A 25995-nucleotide genomic window follows, 5' to 3' on the forward strand; every position below is an offset into this window, starting at 1 on the left:
ATTGCATGTCTATTAAGGCAACCAAGCTGCTACTTGTTGAAGATGATGAAGATGATTATATTCTTACTAGCGATTATCTTGAGCAGCTCAGTTCCCATACATTTGAGATTGAGTGGGTTAGCGACCCTAAACAAGCAGTTAAAGTACTTAGTGAGAATAAGCATGACATTTGTCTGCTAGATTATCGCTTAGGTGCCTCAGATGGCTTAAGTGTATTAAAACAAGCAATAAAAAACGGCTTTAGTGGCCCAATAATTATGTTAACAGGGCAATCTAATGAGGCGTTAGATTCGGCTGCACTTGATGCCGGCGCTGTAGACTATTTAGTTAAAAGTGAAATGACCACTAGCCGCTTTGCGCGCGCAATACGTTATGCTTTAGCCCGTCGCGATGTTGAAGATGAGCGACTTGAACGATTAAAAGCCGAAGCCGAAAACCGCTCAAAAGATCGCTTTTTAGCGCACTTAAGCCACGAACTACGTACCCCGCTGTCGTCGGTTTTAGGTTACACCGAATTATTAATGCAAAGCGACTTTAGTAAACAAGCCGAAAACGAGCTAGGTGTAATTTATCGCAATGGTAAACACTTATTAAGCTTACTTAATGACGTCCTCGATTTATCAAAAATAGCGGCCGATAAGCTTGAACTTAATTGCAGTGATGTAAATCTTGATAGCTTAATGGCTGACGTATTTACTTTAATGCGAGTGTCGGCGCTTGATAAGGGCTTGTCATTACGCTTTGAATCGCTACAGCCCTTGCCTTTAATCGTTAATATTGACGCAACTCGCCTTCGACAAATACTTATAAACATTATCAACAATGCAATTAAATTTACCGAGCAAGGCGAAATAACTCTTTGTGCTTGGACTGAGTTTGTTAGCGACCGTGAAATGCTATTTTTTAGTATTGAAGACTCGGGCATGGGCATTGCCCCCGAAAAACAAGCGCTTATATTTAAACCGTTTGAACAAATAGCTGATGTTGAGTCGCGTGCAGTGGGCGGTGCAGGTTTAGGACTTGCTATTTGTACTGAGTTACTTAACAGAATGCAGGGCTCAATAGCCTTAGAATCAGCAATAGGCAAAGGCTCTAAATTTATTATTTCGCTCTATCCGGGCAATATTAAAAATGTAGAGCGTAGCTTATTAAGGCTCGACTTAACCCCTAATATGCAGCAAAAAAATGCACCATGTAAAGTTAATGGTAGGGTATTAGTGGTTGATGATTTACGTGATTTACGCGTTTTAGTTGGCCACATGATCACTTCTGCAGGAGCAAAAGTAGATTACGCTGAGCACGGTAAGCAAGCGCTTGAAAAAGTACGTAATGCCCAGCAACAAGGAATAGACTACGACGCTATTTTTATGGATATACATATGCCAATTATGGGCGGAAAAGAAGCCACCATAGAGCTTAGAAAAATTGGCTTTGAAGGCGCAATTATTGCCTTAACGGCAGCAACTATGAAAGGCATACATAATGAGTTATCAGCATTAGGGTTTAATAATGTGATAGCAAAACCAGTCGATTCCAACTTACTGTATCAGTGCTTACAAGATACGCTTAGTAAAAATAATAAAACAGCAGATGTATTAATTCCCCCCGAAGTTACCCATAGTAATACCCGCTTTTTATTAGTAGAAGACGACGCCGATGCGGCGCAAATAACGCAACTTTTACTAGAAAGCTTAGGGGTTGAAACACACATAGCAAGCAGTTATGAGCATTGTTTAGCCATACTTAAAACAGATGCTAACTATGATAAAGTGCTGCTAGATATGAACCTGCCTGACGGCAGTGGTTTAGATTTAGCAAACCATATAAAACAACATTATCCAAAATTAAAGCGCGTTATTGTTAGTGGTATGGAACCTGATCCAGTAAAAATTAAACAGCTTGAAATTGAGCAAGTGCTGCTTAAACCAATTAATTTAGCTTTGCTCGAAACACTTATTTAACCAACAATATAGAGTTGATTTATGCAGTTAGTAACATTGGGTTGTGACAACGTATTGCCCTCAAAAGTGGTGTGTGTAGGGCGTAATTACACCGCACACATTGCAGAGTTAAATAATGAACTGCCAGAGCAAATGGTGTTATTTAATAAGCCTAATAGTGCAATTGGTACTAAGTTGCTAGCTAAGCATAATAAGGATGCTTTACATTACGAAACCGAGCTTTGCTTTGTGGTAAAAAATAGTCGTTTAGTTGGCGTTGGCTTGGGGCTTGATTTAACCAAACGCGAAGTGCAGGCTAAGTTAAAAAACAAAGGCTTGCCGTGGGAGCGAGCAAAAGCGTTTGACGGCTCTGTGCTATTAACGCCGTTTGTTGAGCTTAACGAAGAGATGCAACATTTTAGCTTTGAGCTCAAAATAAACGATCAACTAATACAACAAGGCAATAGCGATTTTATGTTACATAAACCAGCGCAAATTTTAGCTGAAATTAGTGACTTTATGTACTTAGAAGATGGCGACGTGATAATGACCGGCACACCTGCAGGGGTTGGTGAAGTAACGGCGGGCAGTATATTTAGTGTCACGCTGTACGCCAATGAGCAACGTATATTAGCGCATAAATGGCAGGCCGAGTAATAATGCAAAGTTAAAAGTGCATCTATGGAGTAGGTGCACTTAGCTTGCGGTTTTTACTTTTAACTTGGTCTTTTTAATTAATGCGCATTAGCTTAATAAGGCATAGGGTATTGTCTAAAAATACGATTAATAGCGCCGAGAATTTCATCGCTTAAAGTAAGGTTAAACGCGCCTATATCTTCTTTTAATTGCGCCATAGACGTGGCACCAATAATAGTAGAAGTTACGCCATCTACTTTATTACACCAAGCTAGGGCAAGTTCTGCTGGGGTTAAATTATGGGCGTGAGCAAGTTCTACGTATTGCTTTATTGCTTGTTGTGCGTTTGGCGTATCGCGGAAAATACCGTTACGTTGCATAAAGGTCCAACGCGTTCCTTCAGGGCGTGCGCCGTTTAAATATTTACCGGTTAATGAACCCGCAGCTAATGGTGACCAAGGTAAATAAGCAATATCTTCGTGTACACATTGTTCTATTAAGTAAGGCCAATCTTTGGCGTGTACTAGGCTAAATTCGTTTTGAATCGACACCATGCGCGGTAAATTATGCTCTTTAGCTAAGTTTAAAAACTGGTTAACACCCCAAGGTGTATCGTCTGAAAGGCCACAGTGTTTTATTTTTCCGGCTTTTACGCAGTCGTTTAAACCTTCTAATATATCGAGCATATCGGCAGTTTGTTGCTGCGAATCTACCTCGGTAAATTTAAGCATTCCTGGCCATTGTTTAGCAAAATGTGGCGTGGCGCGGTTGGGCCAGTGTAGTTGGTATAAATCAATGTAATCGGTTTGCAAGCGTTTAAGCGAATCATCAACCGCGGCAATGACTGTTTGGTGGGTAATATTGCTACCTTCACGTATCCACTCTAAACCGTTTCCGGCAATTTTAGTGGCAAGTACTATGTCGCTGCGTTTATCTTGATTGCGCGCTAACCAGTTGCCAATAATTTGCTCTGTTTTGCCGTAGGTGTCGGGAGATGGCGGTACAGCGTACATTTCGGCGGTATCAATAAAGTTAACACCTTGCTCAAGCGCATAAGCTATTTGCTGATCTGCATCGCTTTGCGTGTTTTGTAACCCCCACGTCATACTACCTAAGCAGACCCTTGAGACGTTTACACCACTGCTACCTAGTGGGTTGTATTGCATATAAGCTCCTTATTTACTGGCTTAGTTTTGGGTATATTGCTGTATAGCAGATAAAAGCGGCTCAGTGATTGGCGACTTTTTACCAGTTTGAAAGTCAAACATTACGACTTGCGAAGTGCCCGTAGTGGTAATGGCATTTTGCGCGTGGCTAAACACGTTGTAGTTCATCATAAAGCGATCTGTTTTAATATCGCTAATGGTGACACCTACAGTGAGAGTATCGGGAAAAGTAACCGGGCGTTTATAGCGAATGGTGTTTTCGCTGATCACAGGGCCAATACCTTTGCTGCTAATGGTTTCAAAAAGATTTATTTTATTTAAAAAATCGATGCGAGCTATTTCAAAATAGCGTAAATAAACGACATTATTTACGTGTTGCAGGGCATCCATATCTCCCCATGCCACAGTAATATCAGTATGAATAGGATGTTGATCTTTAAACGTTTGCATACATTTACGCCCTTTAATTTTAAAGTGTTTAGGTTATCAATATGGGGTTATTACCTCAAGGTAATTAACCTAGGGTATTTTATGTTTGGTTTAATTAAATAAAAGCTTTATTGTTATATAACACAGCTAGGGAGATATGTATGAAAAGTGTCGTTAATTGGCTTTTAGTCTGTTTAGTTTTTATAGCTGCATTTATTTGCTACGCGATGGGTAATGCATCGGGTGTAATTGCTTTAACAGTTGTGGGCTTTGCGTTGGAAGCAGGGTTTTGGCTGTACTCTTTTAAAAAGCGTAAAAATAATAAACGCTGTTTTTAATAGGGTACAAGCTTGCTAATTACAGGTGATTCTATAATAATGGCTGTATAAATAAACAGTTGTTATAGTGGTAATGAAAAAGTTTATTCATATAGATATGGACTGCTTTTATGCGGCGGTCGAAATGCGCGACAACCCTAAACTTGCCAATGTACCACTAGCAATTGGTGGTAATAGTCGCCGTGGCGTACTCTCTACTGCAAATTACATTGCTCGGGAATATGGCGTGCGCTCGGCTATGTCTAATTATCATGCTAAGCAGTTATGCCCCGACTTAGTTATAGTGCCTGGGCGTATGGCTGTTTATAAAGACGTGTCGACGCAAATACGTGCCGTGTTTAGTCGCTATACAGATTTAATTGAACCCCTCTCTCTTGACGAAGCCTATTTAGATGTAACCCATAGTGAGCAGTGTAAAGGCAGCGCTACACTTATTGCGCAGCAAATTCGTGCTGATATTTATAATGCCACAGGGCTTACTGCCTCGGCTGGTATTGCGCCAATTAAATTTATTGCCAAAATAGCCAGTGACGAAAACAAACCCAATGGTCAGTTTGTAGTATTGCCCGATCAGGTTGATGCCTTTTTAGCACAGCTACCGCTGGGTAAAATTCCGGGGGTAGGTAAGGTCACGCTCGAAAAGCTTAACTTAAAAGGTTTGTATACAGGCCAAGATGTACGCAAAAAAGGCGTAAATTGGATGCAGCAACATGTAGGTAATTTTGGCGTGTCGTTATATCAAAAGTGCGCTGGTGAACACATAGGCCGGGTGTCTACTGAGCGCGTACGTAAATCGCTAAGCGTTGAGCATACTTATGAGTACAATAAAAATAGTTTACAAGAATGCCTAGAACAACTTCCTTCACTGCTTGAGGAGTTAACCACTCGACTAAACAAGCAGCAGCTGCAAAATCAGGTAAATAAACTTAGTGTTAAAGTGAAATTTGCCAATTTTGTAGTGACCTCAGCCGATCAGGCGCATCAGCAATTAAATAGCGATATTTTTAGCGAACTATTAGCTAAAGCGTATCAACGCGGCTTACAGCAACCAGTGCGTTTGTTAGGTATTGGGGTAGGAATAAAGAATCAGCCGCAACACAATTTGCAGCTGAGCATACTTGATATGTAAACCCTGTAGTGACAAGTTGCCAGCGCATGTTAACTTAAGCTGGGAGCTTATCGCAGCTTGCTGGTCTTCAATATTCAAATCAACGATAATAGAGGCTTATGTTTTTAACAGGACCTTTATTTATGGCATACCCTAAAGCAGTAGTGGCTCAGCCAGTGAGCGCTAGCCTTGAATGCAACGCGCATGACGCACTTATTATAATTAGTGATGACTTTTCTCAATTAACTAATAACCCATTACGCGATGCTATTGCAGCGCAAGCAAAAGTAGATTCACGTATCGGTAAGCAAGTAACTTTATTAGTTATTAACAATAAACGTGTAGTACTGGCGCCTACTGGGCCATTAAATAGAGACTACGACGATGTACGCCGTTATTTTGATGCTGCAAAATTAGCAATAAATGAAGCTAAAGCATCGGGCAGTGTTAACCCTGCTATTTACTTGCCTAATATAAATGCCGACAGCCGTTATCAGCATGCGCTAGAAGTTGCTTACTTAGGAACTTGCCAAGCATTGTGGCAGCCATTAGAAGCGCGCGAATATCATGGCGAGGCTATTGAGCCAATTACGCAAATTGGTTTGGTTGATGCCACAGAGCAAACAATTAAAGCAGTGAATGCACTTGCAGCTGGACAATACGCAGCGCGTGATTTATGTGGCACTGAGCCTGAGCGCATGGCGCCGCCACGTTTTGCAGATTACTGTGTTGATTTATTTAAAGGCAGTAATGTTGTAGTTGATGTTATTGATGACCTTGCAGTTATAGATAAAAACTACCCTATGCTTAGCACAGTAGCTCGTGCATCGTACGCTGTTGAGCATCATCACCCGCGTGTAGTTAAATTAGAATATGTACCAGAGGGCGAGGTAACTCGTACACTCATGTTTGTAGGTAAAGGCTTAGTATACGATACCGGCGGCGCTGATTTAAAAGTGGGCGGCCATATGGCGGGCATGAGCCGCGATAAGGGCGGTGCAGCTTCTGTGGCCGGCTTTATGAAAGCAGTGGCCGACTACCAACCTAAGGGCGTTAAAGTAATTGCTTACTTAGCGGTAGTACGTAACTCAATTGGCTCTGATTGTTTTGTACCAGATGAAATTATTACTAGCCGTGAAGGTGTGCGAGTACGTATAGGTAATACAGATGCAGAAGGGCGCTTAGCTATGGGCGACCTGTTAAGTGAAATGAAAGATTTAGCTAAAAACCAAATTAACCCAACGCTATTTACAGTGGCCACTTTAACCGGCCATGCAGCCCGCGCTATGGGTCCTTATGGTGCTTACGTTGAAAATGGACCAGCACGTAGTGCTAATATTTCACGAAAGCTCGCTGATAACGGCGACTTATGGGCCGATGGCGCAGAAGTATCGCGTTCTCGTCGTGAGGATTATGACTTTATCAAGCCGCGTACTTTAGCAGACGATGTACTTTCTAGTAATAACGCAGCATCGGCTGTAACGGCACGAGGACATCAGTTCCCTATGGCGTTTTTAGCAATTGTTGGCGGCTTAGACAAGCATGGTAACGACTCAGCTCAGCCACTACCTTATGTACATATGGACATAGCGGGTAGCGCAGTAGAGGGCGGCGATTGGCAGCATGGCAAGCCAACGGCAGCCTCGGTAAGTAGTTTATTTGCTAGTTACTGTTTGTAATTACCATAAAGTAGTAATTAACAACGCCCTGTAAATACAGGGCTTTTAATTTTTAATCTAATTTAAAACGAGTTACTACACTTGAGAGTTGTGAGCTACTTTGTTTTAACTGCTCGCTGGCACCGGTTAATTGCTTGGTATTATCGAGTGACTCTTTAGTTGAATTAGCTAGATCGTTAATACGCAAGTTCACTTCATCTGCAGCTAAAGTTTGCTGCTCAGTAGCACGCGCTATTTGACTGTTCATTTCGGTGATCACACTAACTAAGCGTTCAATTTCATTTAATGATGTGTTTGCTGATGATGCCTGCTCAACCGTTGATGCTGAAAGAGCTTGGCTCGACTTCACCGCTTCTACCGCTGCTTTTGCACCGTTTTGCAGCTTAGTGATCATAGCTTGAATTTCGTCGGTGCTTTTACCAGTACGGCTTGCTAAAGTACGCACCTCGTCTGCCACAACGGCAAACCCACGGCCGTGTTCACCTGCACGGGCAGCCTCAATCGCAGCATTAAGGGCAAGTAAATTAGTTTGCTCTGAAATACTTCTAATTACTTCAAGAACTGATCCTATATTATTACTTTCGCTGGCTAAATCGGCGGTAACTCGGCTCACGGTTTCTATATTACTGGAGAGTGTTTCAATCGCCGTTATTGTATTGGCAACGACATTTTTACCTGATGATGCATTACTAGCTGCATCGTTTGCAGCTTGCTCGGCGGCTTCAGCATTGCGACTCACATCATGAATTTGATGGGTCATTTGCTCCATTGCTGCAGCTACCTGAGTGCTACTGTCGTTTTGTAATTCAATAAATGATTGGCTTGTTTTACTTGCTTCGTCAACGGTATGCGCATGTTGATTAACATCGTGTGCGCTTTGCGATACATGCGTTAACGATTCGCGCATTTTCAATATAAACGCGTTAAATGAATGAGAAAGCTCAGATATTTCGTCATTTCCGGTTTCATCTAAGCTGCGGGTTAAATCGCCTTCGCCTTGGGAAATATCTTTCATCATGTCGGCAGCTAAGCGTGTTGGAGTAATAATACTTTTACCAATAAAGTAGCTTAATATAATCAGTGCAATAATCATTACCACGGCATTTATAATTATTAAATTACGTTGCTCAGCAAATGCACCATCAATACTGTCGAGGTACACGCCCGAACCTATAACCCATTGCCATTGGTTAAAGCCCTTCACAAACGCTATTTTATCAACTGGTTTGTCTTTACCTGGTTTAGGCCATTTATAAGGTACAAACCCTGAACCTGCTTGTTGAGTCACCTTTACCATTTCTACAAATAATGCTGTGCCATCGGGGTCTTTGTTATTAGTTAAATCTGTACCATTTAAGCCTGGCTTAAATGGATGCATTATCATTTTTGGGTGGTAGTCATTTATCCAAAAATAGTTGGTATTATCGTACCTAAGGGCACTAATTGTAGCTAAAGCTTGCGACTGCGCTTGTTGTTGGGTGAGGGTATTACTTTGCTCAAGATTATAAAAGTGATCAATAACGCTATAGGCGGTTTCTACTAGGTTTTGAGTTTTAAGATATTGCTCATTTTTAAGCGCTTGATACTGATTACTTAAGCTCGAAATACTTAATATAACCAGTCCCAATACAACGATACCAACTAACAGTGCAAAACGCTGAAAAATAGTAAAACGACGAAGGTTGAGCATATGTTTATTCCTTAATGGGTACAGCACTGCTGTGCTTTTATTAAGTTTATTTATATAACTAAACTTAGCACTTATTAAGGCAAAAAAAAGGCTGATTTATAATCAGCCTTTAGTCTATTTATTCAACATTTAGTTGTTATTTAACATTAAAATGACGATTAAAGAAGTTAGTAATGGTTTGGTGTAGGTGCGTTTGCACTGTTTTACCGCGTAGGCTGTGTTTAGAGCCTGGGTAGGTCATCATTTCAAACGGTTTATTGGTATCTTGTAATTGTTTAAATAATTTAGTGGCATGAGTAAACAACACATTGTCGTCGGCCATGCCGTGGTAAATCATTAATGGACCTTTTAAGCCGTCAATATACGGAAATACCGCACTGTTTTCATAGCCTTTAGCATTAGTGGCCGGGTGGCCTAAATAACGCTCAGTATAATGAGTGTCGTAAAGTGCCCAGTCGGTTACTGGCGCGCCAGAAACACCTGCGTTAAAGTAATCGCCAGCTTTAAACATGGTCATTAGTGCCATGTAACCGCCATAACTGTGGCCGTAAATACCAATACGTTGTGGGTCTACATAATCAAGCGTACGTAAAAATTCCACGCCTTTAATTTGATCAGCAACTTCTACTTCACCTAAATTTTTATAAATAGCATCTTCAAACTTTTTGCCACGGTTGTATGAGCCGCGGTTATCAAGTTGAAAAATCACATAGCCTTGTTGCGCCATATATTGAAAATATAGGTTTTTACTACGCCAGCTATTAGTTACTCGCTGTGCATGTGGGCCACCGTATACGTTTACAATAACAGGGTGTTTTTTAGCGTCACTTATATTGCTTGGTTTAAATAACCTATAATGCATTACTTGGCCGTCTTCGGCTTTAAGTGTGCCGTATTCAGGCGTCGCTAAATCACTTAAGTAAGGCGTAAGCGGGTGCGTGTTATCTAGCTTGTTTTCTTCAAGCCAAGTAATAAACTCGCCATTTATTTTACGCAGAGCTGCAGCGTTTGGCTGATTAACCGCCGAGCTATTATCAATAAAGGTTTTGTTGTCTTTGGCAAGTACGACGTCGTGATATTGGCCTTGCTCGGTAATGCGTTTAATATCGCCTTTTTTAAATAACGAGGCACTGTATAAGTGGCTTTCGAGTGGGGTGTCTTTTCTGCCTGAAAAGTAAACGAGGCCTTTTTTCTCATCTATGCCTTTTAAGCTATCGACCGCCCATTCGCCGTTAGTAATTTGACGTACTAATTGGCCATTGGTGCGATAAAGGTATAAATGTTTAAAACCATCACGCTCAGACGCCCACACAAAATGCTTTTTGTCTTTTAAAAACTCAAGGTCAAAGTGTAAGTTTATCCAGGTATCGCTACTTTCGGTGAGCGCTACTTTTTGGCTTTTAGTTTTGCTGTTATAAAAGCGCAGCTCTAACGTTTGCTGTGAGCGGTTTTGCCATTGATACGAGAGCGTATTACTATCTTTTAACCATTTTGCTCGGGCAAGGTAAATATCTTCATCTTTGCCTAAATCAACCCAATCCACTTGCTGATTGTTTAAGGTAACTACGCCAAGCTGTATTTTAACGTTGTTAGTGCCAGTAAATGGGTAACGTTGATTGAATAGTTTTACTTCGTCGGCGTAAATTTCGTTGCGTAGCGCTTCTTTTACTGGGCTTTCGTCAACGCGAGTAAAGGCAATTTTAGACTCGTCGTCGGCCCACCAATAGCCGGTCATACGGCTCATTTCTTCTTGTGCAACAAATTCGGCCATGCCATTTTTAATAATGCCGCCGCCATCGCTACTTAATTGTATTTCTTTACCAGAATCGAGCGCTAAAGCGTACAGGTTTTGCTCGCGAATAAAAGATACAAAATTACCTTTGGGCGAAAAGCGAGCATCGGTTTCAAATGCCTCGGTATTGGTGAGTTTTTTACTTTTATTTGCTGCTAGTTCGTAGTAATACAAATCGCCGTTAAGTGGGAACAATAACGCTTTACCATCTTTAGACCACTTATATTCAAGAATACCTTGGCCAAAAATACGCTGGCGCTCGCGGCGTGCTTTTTCTTCGTCAGAGAGGTTCTCTGGGCCCGAGAATAACTTAGCTGAATCGACCAGCATGCGGTTGGTGTTATCTTTTAAGTTATATTCCCATAAGTCGTAGCGGTTATAGTCGTCACTTTTGCCTTGTAAATAAGTAACGCGATTGCCGTCGGGCGAAAACTTTAATTGCACTGGAGATTTACCCGATAAACTCGGGTCGTCAAAAATACGCTCTAGCGAGAGTGGTTTTGCTTGTACGCTAACAGCACTTGCTAGCAGAGGGATGGCCAGTGAAAGATGTTTTATTTTTTTTAGCACAGGGTTGCCTTCGCTTTAATAAATATTGCTTAGAATGGTAAAGCCAAGCGTGTGCAACTGCAACTAAATGCTATAAAGTGGTAATTATTAAAGACAAAGTAGGACACTATGATGACCCACCCCACATTTGAACTAGCCCCAGAGCTTAAGCGCGATTGTATAGAGCTTGCCGATTGGCCGCTGTGTAAAGTATTACTATTGAACGATAGCCAGTACCCCTGGTTTATTTTGGTGCCAAAAAAAGCCGGTTTAAAAGAGATAATTGACTTAAGCGAGGATGAGCAAGTTACTTATTTGCGCGAGTCGGCAAAATTGAGTCATTTATTAATGCGGGTATTTAATCCCGATAAATTAAACGTGGCGGCGCTTGGTAATATGGTGCCGCAATTACATATTCATCATATTGCGCGTTTTACTAGCGATGCCGCTTGGCCTGCGCCAGTATGGGGTAAACACCCGGCAGTGCCATATGAAGACGAGAAAATAGCAAAAATAAAAGCCCACTTTTAATTCTAAAACCTTATAGAGAGAGCCAAGATGAGACATATTAAGTTGTTTGCCAATGCATTATTTATCACTGCGCTATTAACTACAGGCGCAGCGTTTGCAACAGAGCAGTCTATTAATATTACAGCAGTTAAAACTAGCGATGTGCGTAATTTAGTTATTCACGAAAATCAAACGTTGTCTGCGGCACAACCAACGAGCGAGCAGCTTAAACAACTCGCTAATGCTGGAGTAAAGCACGTAATTAATTTACGTGGCGAAAACGAGCAAGACTGGGATGAAGCCCAGTTGGTGGCTTCGTTAGGGATGCAGTATCACGCATTGCCAATTGCTGGCGCGCAAGATGTTAGCGTTGAAAACGCACAAAAGCTGGCTAAAATAATGGCAGAACTAAACGGCGAACCTGTGCTGTTACATTGTGCTAGTAGCAATAGAGTAGGAGCTTTAATGGCTATTTCTGCTCATGCAGAGGGGCTTGATATTGAATCGGCCCTAGCAAAGGGAAAGCATTGGGGAATGAGTAGTTTAGAGCCTGTAGTGCGCAGCGTTATTACTGCTAAGTAATTATTACTAAATAATTAGCGTTTAGCTTAAATAACGACACCGAGCACTTTTAACTCAATAAAAAAGCGTTACAGTTTTGAGCTGTAACGCTTTTTTAGTTTTTATTTACTAGGCTATTTTAGGTAGTAAATAGGCTATAAACTATTTAAGGCCCAACACTGCTTTGCCTTGTTTAAAAGTAACATCAACCGGAATATTAGCTTGGCTTAGCTTTTCTAAATCCTCTGCTAGCTCTGCTTTAATATTACCGTGCGTAGCAATAAGCTGATCTACTTTTTGATAATCGCCATCACCTTGAATGGTTAAAATTAAGCGCGATAATTTAGCCATAGCATGGCTCATTTTTTCCATATTTACACGGTATAAACCGGCTTCATTTTTAGAAAAAGCACCTTCTTGAGCAAAAAAGTTAAAGCGGATCATATTCGCTTTACCATGAGCACTAGATGCACCAAAACGTACTGAGCGGAATATACCAGCCATAAAGGTGGTGTAGTAATCCTCTAGTGTACCTTCAGTAATTTCGCCTTTTTTAAGTAGTTGCTCAATCATGTATAAACCTAAAATATCGGCTTTACCTTCCTCTAGCGCACTGGCGTGTTCTTGTAATGATTGGCGCACAGTTCCCTTACCAGTAAGGGTATTTTTAATGCCTAAGCCATGAGCTACTTCATGGAACATGGTATTAGCAAAAAATGCATCAAAGGTAATATGCTTACGTTGCTCAGGCACAATAAGTTGCTCTGCAATTGGTACTAAAATTTTGTCAAACTTAGCGCGCATAGCATTTTTAAGTTGTAAACGGCGCGTGCCTTTTTCAAGCTGTACTTGCTCGTCGTTTGGTAAGTTTATTGCAATGGTTTTACTGCCCGCATTTGAGTGCCCTGCATAGTAAACAACGTCGTAGGCATTTAGGTCGGCGTCTGATCCCGGAACTTCTTGTTTATATTTATCATCAACCGGTAAGCCTTTTTGTAGCTCAGGTAAAAAGGCAGCAAATTTAGCCAGGCGTTCGCTCCATGCTAAATCTTTAATTAATACATAAGACTCATAAGCAGCACGGTAACCAAACAATTGGTCTTCATAAGTTTCAATTGGACCAATAACCACATCTACAGGGTTATTTTTCATATCCATCCACGCAAAATCAGACGCTTGAAAGTCATCGTTTAGTAGCGCGTCTGAACGAAGGTTTAAGTAGTTAGCAAACTCTTTATCGTCTGCTAGTTTACTTGCTTCACGTAGCAAGTTAGCAGCCTCTAAAAGCTCGGTTGCGTACTCTTTAGAATATGGCACGCTGTAAAGGTTACCTTGCTCATCACGTTTAATAATAGAGTAAAGCCCATTTTTATCTGCAAGATCAGCTTTATTTAACTCTTCTTTAGTTATATCTGCAGGGTAAAACTGTGCACCAGTTGCTTTTTCTTTATAGCTTGATAAAAACACTTTATCGCCGTTTAAACGATCCCATGGACCGTAGTTTATGTCGGCAAATTTACGCACTTTGTCATCAGCTAGTTTAGCTAAAAATGACTCTTTATTTTCACCAAACGCTTGCTGCCAAAATAAATCATCCATAATTATTGAAGCATCTATAAGCTTTGCCACCATGGCTTTTTGGTTATCACTTAAATGTGATAAATCAGTTTGTAAGCTAAAGTCAGTGTAAATGTCTAAACGTTGTTTATCGGTATTTATAAGTGTTGGACCTACTGGCTTTACTTGCTCTGTTTTAACAGCCGTTTTATTACTAGAAGAAGGTGCTTGCTCTGAACAAGCACTAAGAAAAACGATGCCGGAGAGCATAATTGCTTGGCTAATTTTATTTAAATTCATTATTTTGCCTATTTAAAAGTAAGATTTATTATTTGTACGCAGTTCGCTAAGGCGCTTACTATCTTAAAAATACTGCCTTATAGTGACTGCATTAAAGCAAAACACCGTGGTAAATAGCAAGTTTTAGGCGTTAGAGGTGTAATTAATTGATGTTAAATAGTAAGTAAAAAATAAATTTATGTAATTTTGTTAGCTTTAACTATAAGTTAAGTAATACTCAAGCATATAATAACAACAATATAGGGCTTGTTTTAGCTTATAAATAACTAATCATAGGGATGTTATGTCTACTGAAAACGCATTGTTAACAATTTTGATCGATAGAATAAATAACGACACTTTGGTGCTGCCTACTTTACCTGAAGTGGCAATTAAAGTGCGCCAAGCTGCTGATAATAATGACGTGAATTTGATGCAAATGGCCGATGTGATTGCACATGATCCAGCACTAACAGCCCGGATGATTAAAGTAGCTAACAGTGCAATTATGGGGCGCTCAGTTAAGGTATCTAACTTACATCAAGCAGTTACTCGCATAGGCTTACGACAAATTAAAAATATTGCAACGGCTATGGCAATGGAGCAATTGTTTGTATCTAACAACGAGCTAATTAAAGGTTACATGGGCAAAGCGTGGCAAAAAACGTTAATAGTAGCGAGTCACTCAATTGCATTAATGGAATTTTACTTAAAGAATAATAAGCAAAACTCTTTAAATAGAGATTCGATTACCTTGGCATCATTAATTTATAATATTGGAGTATTACCCATTTTAACCGAAGCCGAACGCCATCCTGAGGTATTTGCTAATCCTAGCTTTTTAGCCCATGCAATTCAAAAGCTCAGTGGTAAAATTGGTGGCTCTATAATGAAAGCGTGGGAGTTTCCTGATGAATTTGTTGATGTGGCGCAAAACTGGGCTGATGCCAGTCATCGCCCTGAGCAGGTAAGCTATATTGATTTTATTAGGATTGGTGCAATTTTAGAGGGCACGCTACAAGTGTCAGATAAGTCGGCCGCGCTACAGGTTTATATTAACAAAGGAATTATTCCTTCTATGCAGCTTTTCACCAGCGATGAGTATCACGCTATGGTTGACGATATAAAAGAGATGTTTTGCTAATAGTAATTAAGTAGTGAGTGTAAAAAAGCACGATTAAATCGTGCTTTTTTTGGCTTAACTTAGCAAGGGGTAGCGCTTAAGCTAAGTCGTCTATATCGCCTAAGCCTTGAGTTAGCTCTTCAAGTAGCTGTTTAATTTCTTCTGAAGCTAAAATAAAGTCAGCATCGAGTTTTACTGCCATGTCTTCTTTTGGAATATCAGCATTTTCTTCTTTTAAGGTATCGCTGTAGCTTAAACGCTTAATAGAACCGTCGTTTTGCAGCATAAACTTAACGCGTTCTTGCCAATCAAGTGCAAGCTTAGTAACACGTTTACCGGTTTCAAGGTGCGATTTAACTTCGTCGCACGATAGGTCGTGGCCTTTAAGCTTAACTTGCGCACCACTGTCATCTGCTTCTTCTAACTCTGCATCTGAGCCTATTGCAAAACCTTCAGGCGTGCTGAAGTTAGTTAACCAGTCGGTTAAAAATACATCTAGGTCGTAATTGGCAAATGCAGGTACTACAGGCAGTGTGCCTAACGATTTACGCAAAAGTGCGAGTAACTCTTCGGCTTTGTTAAAACTGCCGCTATTAACCACAACCCAGCCGTTTTCTTGGTCAATAAATGCAAACTGTAAGCTCGACTTTTTAAATGCTTGTGGTAGCAGTGTATGTAAAATGTTTTCTTTTAATTCGTCTTTTTCTTTCTTTTTAACGGGGCGATTTTCTTCAGCTTCAATTAAATCGACTTTTTCTGCAACTAGCTCATTTATAACCGATGCAGGTAATACTTTTTCTTCGCGCTTAGCGCAAACTAAAATACTTTTTTGTGAAAAATGCGATAAAGTTTCGCCGTGTTTCCCAAACGCTTTTGTCCAGCCAAATGTAGCCAGCTCTTGGCCCGTACATGGACGAAATAAGTCTTGCTCTAATGCTTTGTCAAAATCTTCTTGTGTATACGAAACATCTTGTTTAAAGCGATAACATATAAGGTTACTAAACCACATAGGAATACAGATCCATTTGAAAAATTTGCACAATCATAGCAATAAAATCAGTATCTCGAAATGGCTGATTTTATTGTGGCATATTTAAAAAATAGCAAGTTGTTTTAAGGAGCGCAGTCATAATTGAGTATGTGTAATCTTGCTTGCTGTCGCTGCGCACTTGTTGCGCAATAAGTTGCTACACTTTTATACAGGCCGTTTAAAACTAAGCGCATATGTATTTAGCGTTTAGCTTTTTGCATTACACTATAGTTTAATGCTGGGTTTGATAATCGCAGGCTAGGCCAAATATAAATAACTCTTGGTTGAATAAATTTCAATTTTGAAAAATTAACACGCCCTAGTGTATTTTACATTAATTCAGTTATAGTGAAGCTCGATATTTTTGAAGTTTTTCGGCTTTAAGTTTGGCTGAACGAGAGGTTGTTTTTATGCTGGCTTTAATGCATCGCCTTAGTAACTGGTTTTCATGATGAACTTTTCTATTTTAGTTTGTGACGATTCAGCAGTAGCCCGCAAACAAGTGATACGTTGCTTAAATGACTGTATAACCGCCGATATACGCCAAGCGATAAATGGAGTAGATGCGTTAGCGTTATTGAAAGAACAACATTTTGATTTAGTTTGCCTCGATTTAACTATGCCGATACTCGATGGTGTGCAGGTGTTGGAGCATATTAAAGCAGAAAAAATGGAGTGTTTTGTATTAGTCATTTCGGCAGATATTCAACAGCAAATGCAGCAGCGCGTAGCACAATTAGGTGTTATAGGGTTTATCGAAAAGCCAGTTGGCAAAATAATACTTAATAATATTTTGCATAAATTTGGCATTTACTAGAAGTTAAGATGAAAAAAAAGACTGTTTTATCTTCTTAATGAGGGTTGACAGTATAGCCTGTGTTAAGGCAGTCTTAAGCTATGAAAACATTTAGTCTTGCAGCGACCATTATTATTACAACCATCATCCTAACTGGATAGTGGCATAGGTCGGTGCAACAAATTTAAAGGCCTGTGTTCACTTAGAACCCAGGCCTTTTTTCGTTTTATGGAATGAGGAAACATAAAAAATGCGCGTTTTAAAATTTGGCGGATCATCGCTTGCCGACTTTGCTTGCTTAGAGATGGTTGCCGTGCTTGCAAAAGCACAATTAAAAGATGAAATGTTATTAGTGCTTTCAGCCCCCGGTGGCATGACAGATTCATTAGTTGCATTAGCCTCAGCGGCTGAGCAGGGTGAAGACTTTAGTCACTTGTGGCAAGCACTGGTAAATCGATGTGACGAGTTAAAAAAAGCAGTAGAGCAAGGCTATGGTGAAATTGAAAACTGGCCAAATTTTACCGAGCTTAAAAATAAACTTGATGGTGTATCACTTATTAAATGCTGCCCTGAGCAAGTACGTGCTTTTATTATTAGCTTTGGTGAGCGCGTTAGTGTGTCGTTAATGCAATGCTTACTCGGTGATTTAAACGCGCAGTACCTTGAAGCGACCAATTGCATAGTATCAACCGGTGGTTACATAGATGCAGAGGCAGACTTAGTTGCCAGTAAAGTGCGCTTTCAAGCCGTATTAAAAGAACAACCAGCAACTATTTATATTATGCCCGGTTTTACTGCCAGTAATGAGCAAGGCGAACTAACCACTTTGGGCCGAAATGGCTCAGATTATTCTGCGGCAATTGCGGCAGCTTGTTTAGAAGCCGATGTTTGCCAAATTTGGACTGATGTAGATGGTGTTTACAGTGCTGATCCGCGTTATATAAAAACCGCCACTAAAGTTGATTTTTTATCTTATAAAGAAGCGATGGAGCTTTCTTACTTTGGTGCAAAAGTATTACACCCTAAAACAATTTTACCCTGCGCTAAAGCGGGTGTACCGTGCGAAATTAAAAACACGCGTAACCCCAATGCACAAGGCTCACTTATTAGTAACGAGAGCGTTTCATCTGAGCCAGTAAAAGCACTATCAAGTTTACAAGATTTAGCAATGCTTACCGTGTCGGGCCCGGGCATGAAAGGTAAAGTAGGGATGGCATCTAAAGTATTTAATGCCCTTGCCCTTGATAATGTGTCGATTGTTTTAATTACCCAGTCATCGTGTGAGTTCAGTATTAGTTTTTGTGTTCATGAGGTCGATTTAGCGCTGGCACTTGAAGCGCTGCAAACCGCATTTAAATTAGAGTCTCAAGCAGGTTTAATTGAACCAATACAAGTAAAGCGTAACTTAGCTATTGTTACTTTGGTGGGCGATAATATGCGTGCGCACAAAGGTTTAGCGGCTAAGTTTTTTGCATCACTTGCTCAAGCACAAGTAAATATTGTAGCTATAGCCCAAGACTCTACCGAAAGTTCTATTTCGGCCGTGATCGATGGTGAACGTTGTAATGGCGCTGTAAAGGTTTGTCATGAGAACTTCTTTACCCATATTCCATCAATTGACGTGTTTTTATTAGGGTGTGGTTTAGTAGGTCAAGAGCTTATTGAGCAATTAGAGCGTCAACAAGCTTGGCTTGAAAAACGCAATATTAAACTTAAGCTTTATGGGGTTGCCAACTCTCGCCAGCTACACTTAGACAGTGAAGGTATTGCCTTTGATGACTGGCAGCAAAAGCTTGGCGCATCAGAGCAGGCTTTTGATTTAAAACTAGTTGAACAATTTGTACAGCAAAATCATTTAATAAACCCAGTATTAGTTGATTGTACTTCGTCAGATGCGTTATCGGCGCAATACGTAGACTTTTTAAATGCCGGTTTCCATGTCGTAGCCGCAAATAAAAAGGCCAATACAAGCTCGTATGCTTACTATCAAGACTTAATTGCAGCAACGCAAAAAAATGGCCGTAAGTTTTTATACGAAACCAATGTAGGAGCCGGTTTGCCGGTACTTGATAACTTAAAATCGTTATTTGGTGCAGGAGACGAGTTACTAGAATTTAGCGGTATTTTATCAGGCTCGCTATCGTACATGTTTGGTGCGCTGCAAGATGGCTTGTCACTGTCTGAGGCAACAATTAAAGCTAAAGAAAGTGGCTTTACTGAACCTGATCCGCGTGATGACTTATCGGGGACAGACGTAGCACGAAAACTATTAATTATTGCCCGCGAATCTGGGATGCCACTAGAGCTAAGCGACATTGAAGTAGAGTCGGTATTACCGCACGGTTTTGCACAAGGCGATGATGTAAATACGTTTATGGAAAAGCTCCCTAGCCTAAACGCAGGTTTTAACGACCGAATAGCAAGTGCTGCCGCAGAGGGTAAAGTACTGCGTTACGTAGGCACAATTAAGCAAGGTCACTGTAAGGTAGGTATAGAAGCCGTTGATGCAAAGCATGCACTTTACGATATTCGTGATGGCGAAAACGCATTAGCAATTTTAAGTCAGTATTATCAGCCACGCCCATTTGTTATACGAGGCTATGGCGCAGGCTCGGCAGTAACAGCCGCTGGTGTATTTGCTGATATTTTAAAAACGTTATCGCGCTAGGAGCAAACAATGATTGAAGTATATGCTCCCGCATCTATTGGTAATTTTGCCGTTGGTTTTGACGCATTAGGCGCAGCTCTTGCACCTATTGACGGCAGTTTATTAGGCGATGTAGCCGTTGTTAGTGCCGCATCGAGTGATGAGTTTATTTGCTCTGGCGAATACGCGCATAAGCTACCAAGTGATGCCAGTGAAAACTTAGCGTATCAATGTTTAGTGCATTTTAGAGCGCATGTAGCGCCTAATATGGCAAGTGTAAAGTTGGAGCTGAAAAAGAACTTACCCATAGGTTCAGGGCTAGGATCAAGTGCGTGTTCGGTGGTTGCAACCTTTGCTGCCCTTGATAAATTTGCCGGTACCAAGCTTAGCCAAGTTGAACTTATTGAGTTAATGGCCGACTTTGAGGCAGTTGTTAGTGGTGGTCGTCATTACGATAACATCACGCCATGTTATTTAGGTGGCCTGCAGCTAACTGGCGATTTAATTCCTAATAAATCAATTGCTTTACCAGTTGATGAAAACTGGTATTACGTTGCTGCGTTTCCTGGTTTTTCACTTAATACAGCAAAAGCACGCTCAGTTTTACCAAAGGAGTTGAGCATGCACGCAGGTGTAGAATTTGCGCAGCGTTTATCTGCCTTTAGTAGTTTATTGTTAATGCATCGCTTTGATGATGCATTAAGTATTATGCAAGACCATATAGCCGAGCCATACCGTGCGCCACTTATAACAGGTTTTAGTGAAGCAAAAGCGAGTTTGCCAGCGCTAGGCGCCGAAATTGTTAGTATTTCTGGTGCAGGGCCAACATTATTTACTGTGTGTAAAACATTAAAAGCTGCACAGCAGTGCGCGCAGTGGCTTGAAAGTAACTACATAAACGAGCAAGGTTTTTGCCATATTTGTAAATTAGATAACGACGGCACACGTCAATTAACAGTTTTATAGGATAGTAGTTATGCAATTACATAATTTAAAAGATAGTTCGCAACAAGTGTCGTTTGTTGAGGCAGTAAAAACGGGTTTAGGGCGTAATCAAGGGGTGTTTTTTCCCGAGTCGTTAACACCACTAACGGATGTTGATGCACTACTTGATATGGATTTTGTAACCCGTAGCAGTAAAATACTCTCGCATTTAATTGGCGATGAATTACCAGCAGATACCGTTGCACATATGGTTAAAAATGCATTTAACTTTCCGGTTAAGCTGGTGGAAGTGGCAGAGAACACTTATTGCTTAGAATTGTTTCATGGGCCTACCTTAGCGTTTAAAGATTTTGGTGCGCGCTTTATGGCAGAGTGTTTAGCGCAGTTTAATCAAGGCGATAAAGTGACTATTTTAACTGCAACGTCGGGCGATACTGGCGCGGCGGTTGCACATGCGTTTTATAATAAGCCTAATATCGACGTGGTAATTTTATACCCTAAAGGCAAAATTTCACTGGCGCAGCAAAAGCTCTTTACTACATTGGGTGGCAACATTCATTGTTATGCGGTTGAAGGCAGCTTTGATGATTGCCAAGAGTTAGTTAAAAATGCCTTTTTAGATGAAGAAGTTAAATCTACACTGGGGCTTAACTCTGCTAACTCTATTAATATTAGTCGCTTAGTGGCACAAGTTTGTTATTACTTTGAGGCAATTGCACAATTACCAAAAGCAAAACGGGCTACTGCGCATATTTCGGTTCCAAGTGGTAACTTTGGTAATGTGTGCGCGGCAATGATAGGTGCTGTTATTGGTTTGCCTGTTGGCAAGCTTAGTGCAACTACTAATCAAAACGATACAGTACCGCGCTTTATGCTGGATAAAAACTGGACGCCAAACGCGACACTTGAATCACTTTCAAATGCAATGGATGTAAGCAAGCCAAATAACTGGCCACGAGTGCAATCTATGCTCGACAACAATTGGTTTAGCTACGATAATTTTTATTCAACTAGCGTAAACGAGCAAGATACGCAAACAGTGATGAAAAATATTCAACAAACAGGTTATGTTGCTGAGCCGCATACCGCTATTGCATACCAAGGACTTGTTGAAAATCGCGCTCCTGGCGCTGCCGGAATCTTTTTAGCAACGGCTCATCCAGCTAAATTTAAAGACAGTGTTGAAGGTATTTTAAACATTGAACTAGCTATGCCAAAACCACTTGCAGATGCATTAGCCAAGCCATGTTTAGCTAATGATATAAATGCTGATTATGATGCCTTACGTACTGAAATAATTAAAAAATTAAGTTAAAAGTAAGATCTAATTAAAGCGGCCTTGGTCGCTTTTTTTATAGGTATATTTTAGTGTGGGTGTTAATACTTTCATTAGCTATGTAAATATAATAATTAATATATATTTTAATTTATTATGTAATGATTAAAAAATATCATCTTAAAAAGCCTGTGAAATAAATTCAATCCCTGTTTAAATATCCTCAACTTAAGAGCGTAGGCAAATAGTCGTTTTAAGCGTACAATAAAGCCTCTAAAAAATACCATACACCTTGCCCCAGGAGACCCCAATGTTAGAACGTAGCATGAATATTTCAGATTTTGACCCAGAGTTATTTGACGCAATTGCAAAAGAAACTGCGCGCCAAGAAGATCACATTGAATTAATCGCTTCTGAAAACTACTGTAGCCCACGCGTACTAGAAGCACAGGGTTCACAGTTAACTAATAAATACGCAGAAGGTTATCCGGGCAAACGTTACTATGGCGGTTGTGAGCATGTAGACGTTGTTGAGCAATTAGCGATTGACCGTGCTAACGAACTATTTGGTTCTGACTATGCAAACGTACAACCACATGCTGGTTCGCAAGCAAATGCGGCCGTTTTTTTAGCATTGTTAAACGCCGGTGATACCGTACTAGGTATGAGCTTAGCTCATGGCGGCCATTTAACGCATGGTTCACACGTAAACTTTTCAGGTAAGCTTTATAATGCAATTCAGTATGGCCTAGATGAAACTACAGGCGAAATTGATTACGCACAGGTTGAAGCGCTAGCACTTGAGCACAAACCAAAAATGATTATTGGTGGCTTCTCAGCATACTCAGGTATTGTTGATTGGGCTAAATTACGTGAAATTGCTGATAAAATTGGCGCTTACTTTTTTGTAGATATGGCGCACGTTGCTGGTTTAATTGCGGCGGGTATTTACCCAAGCCCAGTTCCTCACGCACATGTTGTTACTACAACTACACATAAAACCTTAGCAGGCCCTCGTGGTGGTTTAATTATTTCGGCATGTGGCGACGAAGCTATTTACAAAAAGCTTAACAGTGCTGTTTTCCCTGGTGGCCAAGGCGGTCCTTTATGTCATGTTATTGCTGCTAAAGCTGTGGCATTTAAAGAAGCCCTACAACCAGAATTTAAAGTATACCAAACACAAGTTGTTAAAAATGCACAAGCTATGGTTGCTGTTATGCAGGAACGTGGCTACAAAATTGTATCTGACAAAACTGAAAACCACTTATTCTTACTTGATTTAATCAATAAAGATATTACCGGTAAAGATGCTGATGCTGCTTTGGGTAACGCTCATATTACAGTTAACAAAAACTCAGTGCCTAACGATCCACGTTCACCGTTTATAACATCTGGCCTACGTATTGGTTCACCTGCAATCACTCGTCGTGGTTTTAAAGAAGCAGAATCTAAAGAGCTTGCTGGCTGGATCTGTGACGTACTAGATAACATCAATGATGAATCAGTACAGGCGCAAGTAAGAGAAAAAGTAAAAGCAATTTGTGCAAAACTACCTGTTTACGCTTAATAAAAGTAAAACAGTAATTTAGATCACAATCGCTTAGTTTTTTGCTAAGATAAAGGCCGCTTTAAAGCGGCCTTTTTTGTTTTTTAAAACGGAAGTACCTAGCTATGCATTGCCCATTTTGTACCGCAAAAGATACCAAAGTTATTGACTCTCGCCTGGTTGGCGGTGGTCACCAAGTGCGTCGTCGTCGTGAATGCAATGACTGCCATGAGCGTTTTACTACGTTTGAGGGCGCAGAACTGGTTATGCCACGGGTAATAAAACAAGATGGCAGCCGCGAACCCTTTAACGAAGATAAATTGTTAAATGGTTTAAACCGCGCACTGGAAAAACGCCCCGTAAGTACCGAACAAGTAGAAGAAGTAGTTAATATAATAAAGTCGCAATTACGCGCAACCGGTGAGCGAGAGGTTTCGAGCCATTTAGTGGGAGAGTGCATTATGGAAGCGCTTAAAAAGCTCGATAAAGTAGCTTATGTGCGCTTTGCCTCGGTGTATCGCTCGTTTGAAGATATTCGCGAATTTGGCGAAGAAATTGCCCGTTTAGGGGAGTAAGTATGCAAAGCGACTGCGTTTTTAACCAAGATGACGAAATGTATATGGCACGTGCTATAGAACTGGCTAAAAAAGGCCGGTTTACTACCACGCCTAATCCAAACGTAGGTTGTGTATTAGTTAAAAACAATGAAATAGTAGGCGAGGGATTTCATCAGCTTGCCGGACAAGGGCATGCAGAAGTAAATGCACTTGCTATGGCTGGCAGTAAAGCAAAAGGCGCAACTGCTTATGTTACGCTTGAGCCATGTAGCCATTATGGCCGTACACCACCGTGCGCAGAAGGTTTAAAAGCCGCCGGTGTGGTAAAAGTAATTGCCGCTATGGTCGATAGCAATCCACAAGTGGCTGGTAAGGGGCTGAAAATACTTAGCGACGCTGGTATTGAGGTTGCGTATGGGTTACTTGAAGCACAGGCTAGGGCGCTTAATTTAGGCTTTTTTAAACGCATGGAGCATGGCCTGCCCTATGTTACGTGTAAAATGGCCGCCAGTATTGATGGTAAAACAGCGCTTAATAATGGCCAAAGTAAGTGGATAACAGGCGCAGCAGCACGCCAAGACGTACAGTTATATCGTGCACAAAGTTGCGCTATTTTAACCGGTGCCGACACAGTATTAGTAGATGACGCTAAATTAAATGTGCGTAAAAATGAATTACCGCAGGCATTACCTACACAGTTACCGCTTCGCCAACCGGTGCGTGTTATTATTGACTCGCAAAATCGTTTAACCCCAAATCTTGCTTTATTTGCTATTGAAAGTGAAATAATAATTTTTACTACCAAGGTTGATAAATCGCAACATTGGCCGCATTTTGTAAAGCATATAGTAGTAACTGCTATTAATTCAAAAGTTGATTTAACCGCGGTTTTAAAAAAGCTCGCAAAGCTGCAATTTAATACTGTGTGGCTAGAGGCTGGAGCAACCCTTGCGGGTAAAATGGTTGAACTGGATTTAATAGATGAATTTATTTTTTATCTAGCGCCTAAATTAATTGGGTGTGATGGCAAGAGTTTAGTTAATTTTCCTGAGTTGATCAGTATGCAAAATACGATTGATTTAACTTTTAATGAGTGTACGCGTATAGGTGATGATTTACGTATTAGCGCAGTAAAAAGCTCATTAAAACCACTTGAAACAAAAGAGTAATGCTATGTTTACTGGGATAATAGAAGCCACAGGCAAAATTGCTTTATTACAAAAAAAACAAGGCGATTTAGCTATTCGTGTACAAAGCCCTGACCTTGATATGAGTGATGTTAAGTTAGGAGATAGTATTGCCACTAATGGTGTGTGTTTAACTGTTGTTGATAAACATGCCGATGGTTTTAGTGCCGACTTATCGAATGAAACGATAGATTTAACTGGTTTTGCTCATTACACATTAGGGCAAACAGTTAATCTTGAAAAAGCCATGCAACCGGTTTCGCGTTTAGGTGGGCATTTAGTGTCTGGCCATGTTGATGGCATTGCTACAATTACCGCCATTACGCCAAATGCACGTGCTACAGAATATTGGCTAACCACAGATGAAAACCTAATGAAATACATACCGTATAAAGGTTCTGTATGTATTGATGGTATTAGCCTAACAGTGAACGCAGTAGAAGGTAATAAATTTAAATTAACGATTGTGCCCCATACTAGCGAGCAAACTACGATAGCTAATTTTAAAGTGGGCACCCAAGTTAATTTGGAAGTCGACCAAATTGCGCGTTATTTAGAGCGGCTTATAAAAGGCGCAGAGCAGCCTACGGGCGCTGATATTTCAATGAGCTTACTCGCTAAAGCGGGCTTTATTAAGTAACGCAACTAACAACT

General features: G+C 40.6%; 22 protein-coding genes. 16 read left to right on the top strand and 6 right to left on the bottom strand.

Annotated features, from left to right (window positions below; translation table 11 throughout):
• Positions 1-5: 5 nt before the first annotated feature.
• On the top strand, positions 6-1961 hold the full coding sequence (locus AAEY55_RS12325) for a response regulator (protein ID WP_350551568.1): 1956 nt from the start codon (positions 6-8) through the stop codon (positions 1959-1961).
• Between the two features lie 21 nt (positions 1962-1982).
• The gene (locus AAEY55_RS12330) at positions 1983-2597 is read left to right on the top strand and encodes a fumarylacetoacetate hydrolase family protein (RefSeq protein ID WP_306287789.1); all 615 of its coding nucleotides are present in this window, start codon (positions 1983-1985) and stop codon (positions 2595-2597) included.
• A gap of 92 nt (positions 2598-2689) precedes the next feature.
• Here the strand turns inward: AAEY55_RS12330 and AAEY55_RS12335 are convergent, their stop codons facing one another.
• Positions 2690-3742 carry an aldo/keto reductase gene (locus tag AAEY55_RS12335; protein ID WP_197182820.1) on the bottom strand — a complete coding sequence of 351 codons (1053 nt, stop codon included), beginning with the start codon at positions 3740-3742 and terminating at the stop codon, positions 2690-2692.
• 21 nt (positions 3743-3763) lie between these two features.
• Positions 3764-4192 (bottom strand): thioesterase family protein, encoded by a 429-nt coding sequence (locus AAEY55_RS12340; protein WP_086993205.1) that lies wholly within the window; start codon positions 4190-4192, stop codon positions 3764-3766.
• A 140-nt stretch (positions 4193-4332) separates the two neighbouring features.
• Between AAEY55_RS12340 and AAEY55_RS12345 the strand changes: the two genes are divergently transcribed.
• From AAEY55_RS12345 to AAEY55_RS12355, 3 genes are all read left to right on the top strand, one after another.
• A complete protein-coding gene (locus AAEY55_RS12345) occupies positions 4333-4509 on the top strand; it encodes a hypothetical protein (RefSeq protein WP_179807513.1) in 177 nt (58 codons plus the stop codon).
• A gap of 73 nt (positions 4510-4582) precedes the next feature.
• Entirely contained in the window at positions 4583-5638 is a 1056-nt protein-coding gene (gene dinB / locus AAEY55_RS12350) for a DNA polymerase IV (protein WP_011329039.1), read from the top strand.
• A gap of 122 nt (positions 5639-5760) precedes the next feature.
• A complete protein-coding gene (locus AAEY55_RS12355; protein ID WP_197182819.1) occupies positions 5761-7296 on the top strand; it encodes a leucyl aminopeptidase family protein in 1536 nt (511 codons plus the stop codon).
• A 52-nt stretch (positions 7297-7348) separates the two neighbouring features.
• Here the strand turns inward: AAEY55_RS12355 and AAEY55_RS12360 are convergent, their stop codons facing one another.
• Together AAEY55_RS12360 and AAEY55_RS12365 are read right to left on the bottom strand one after the other, a co-directional pair.
• Positions 7349-8986 carry a methyl-accepting chemotaxis protein gene (locus tag AAEY55_RS12360; protein ID WP_197182818.1) on the bottom strand — a complete coding sequence of 546 codons (1638 nt, stop codon included), beginning with the start codon at positions 8984-8986 and terminating at the stop codon, positions 7349-7351.
• 136 nt (positions 8987-9122) lie between these two features.
• Positions 9123-11348, bottom strand: coding sequence for a S9 family peptidase (locus AAEY55_RS12365; RefSeq protein WP_197182817.1), 2226 nt, complete (start codon positions 11346-11348; stop codon positions 9123-9125).
• A 111-nt stretch (positions 11349-11459) separates the two neighbouring features.
• Between AAEY55_RS12365 and AAEY55_RS12370 the strand changes: the two genes are divergently transcribed.
• A complete protein-coding gene (locus AAEY55_RS12370; protein WP_041454540.1) occupies positions 11460-11858 on the top strand; it encodes an HIT domain-containing protein in 399 nt (132 codons plus the stop codon).
• Positions 11859-11885: 27 nt separating this feature from the next.
• A complete protein-coding gene (locus AAEY55_RS12375; protein WP_086993181.1) occupies positions 11886-12419 on the top strand; it encodes a fused DSP-PTPase phosphatase/NAD kinase-like protein in 534 nt (177 codons plus the stop codon).
• A 141-nt stretch (positions 12420-12560) separates the two neighbouring features.
• Here the strand turns inward: AAEY55_RS12375 and AAEY55_RS12380 are convergent, their stop codons facing one another.
• On the bottom strand, positions 12561-14255 hold the full coding sequence (locus AAEY55_RS12380) for a dipeptidyl-peptidase 3 family protein (RefSeq protein ID WP_197182816.1): 1695 nt from the start codon (positions 14253-14255) through the stop codon (positions 12561-12563).
• A gap of 283 nt (positions 14256-14538) precedes the next feature.
• Between AAEY55_RS12380 and AAEY55_RS12385 the strand changes: the two genes are divergently transcribed.
• Positions 14539-15378 carry an HDOD domain-containing protein gene (locus AAEY55_RS12385; protein ID WP_011329032.1) on the top strand — a complete coding sequence of 280 codons (840 nt, stop codon included), beginning with the start codon at positions 14539-14541 and terminating at the stop codon, positions 15376-15378.
• A gap of 76 nt (positions 15379-15454) precedes the next feature.
• On the opposite strand, the gene rdgC is transcribed toward AAEY55_RS12385, so the two are convergent.
• Positions 15455-16366, bottom strand: coding sequence for a recombination-associated protein RdgC (rdgC, locus tag AAEY55_RS12390; protein ID WP_011329031.1), 912 nt, complete (start codon positions 16364-16366; stop codon positions 15455-15457).
• A gap of 469 nt (positions 16367-16835) precedes the next feature.
• Between rdgC and AAEY55_RS12395 the strand changes: the two genes are divergently transcribed.
• The 8 genes from AAEY55_RS12395 (at position 16836) to AAEY55_RS12430 (ending at position 25981) form a co-directional block, all read left to right on the top strand.
• Positions 16836-17204, top strand: a complete 369-nt coding sequence (locus AAEY55_RS12395) for a response regulator (protein WP_086993178.1) — start codon at positions 16836-16838, stop codon at positions 17202-17204.
• Positions 17205-17433: 229 nt separating this feature from the next.
• Positions 17434-19851, top strand: a complete 2418-nt coding sequence (thrA, locus tag AAEY55_RS12400) for a bifunctional aspartate kinase/homoserine dehydrogenase I (RefSeq protein WP_011329029.1) — start codon at positions 17434-17436, stop codon at positions 19849-19851.
• Between the two features lie 9 nt (positions 19852-19860).
• Positions 19861-20796 carry a homoserine kinase gene (gene thrB, locus AAEY55_RS12405; RefSeq protein WP_350551572.1) on the top strand — a complete coding sequence of 312 codons (936 nt, stop codon included), beginning with the start codon at positions 19861-19863 and terminating at the stop codon, positions 20794-20796.
• A gap of 10 nt (positions 20797-20806) precedes the next feature.
• Positions 20807-22090 (top strand): threonine synthase, encoded by a 1284-nt coding sequence (gene thrC / locus AAEY55_RS12410; RefSeq protein WP_338410988.1) that lies wholly within the window; start codon positions 20807-20809, stop codon positions 22088-22090.
• 271 nt (positions 22091-22361) lie between these two features.
• The gene (gene glyA, locus AAEY55_RS12415; RefSeq protein ID WP_350551576.1) at positions 22362-23618 is read left to right on the top strand and encodes a serine hydroxymethyltransferase; all 1257 of its coding nucleotides are present in this window, start codon (positions 22362-22364) and stop codon (positions 23616-23618) included.
• Positions 23619-23722: 104 nt separating this feature from the next.
• A complete protein-coding gene (gene nrdR, locus AAEY55_RS12420) occupies positions 23723-24172 on the top strand; it encodes a transcriptional regulator NrdR (protein ID WP_011329025.1) in 450 nt (149 codons plus the stop codon).
• Positions 24173-24174: 2 nt separating this feature from the next.
• Entirely contained in the window at positions 24175-25323 is a 1149-nt protein-coding gene (gene ribD, locus AAEY55_RS12425; protein WP_192531648.1) for a bifunctional diaminohydroxyphosphoribosylaminopyrimidine deaminase/5-amino-6-(5-phosphoribosylamino)uracil reductase RibD, read from the top strand.
• A 4-nt stretch (positions 25324-25327) separates the two neighbouring features.
• Positions 25328-25981: a riboflavin synthase gene (locus AAEY55_RS12430; protein WP_086993175.1), complete on the top strand. Its 654-nt coding sequence runs from the start codon at positions 25328-25330 to the stop codon at positions 25979-25981.
• Positions 25982-25995 lie beyond the last annotated feature (14 nt).

This window comes from Pseudoalteromonas sp. 120-MNA-CIBAN-0494 (assembly GCF_040308885.1).
Classification (GTDB): domain Bacteria; phylum Pseudomonadota; class Gammaproteobacteria; order Enterobacterales; family Alteromonadaceae; genus Pseudoalteromonas; species Pseudoalteromonas nigrifaciens.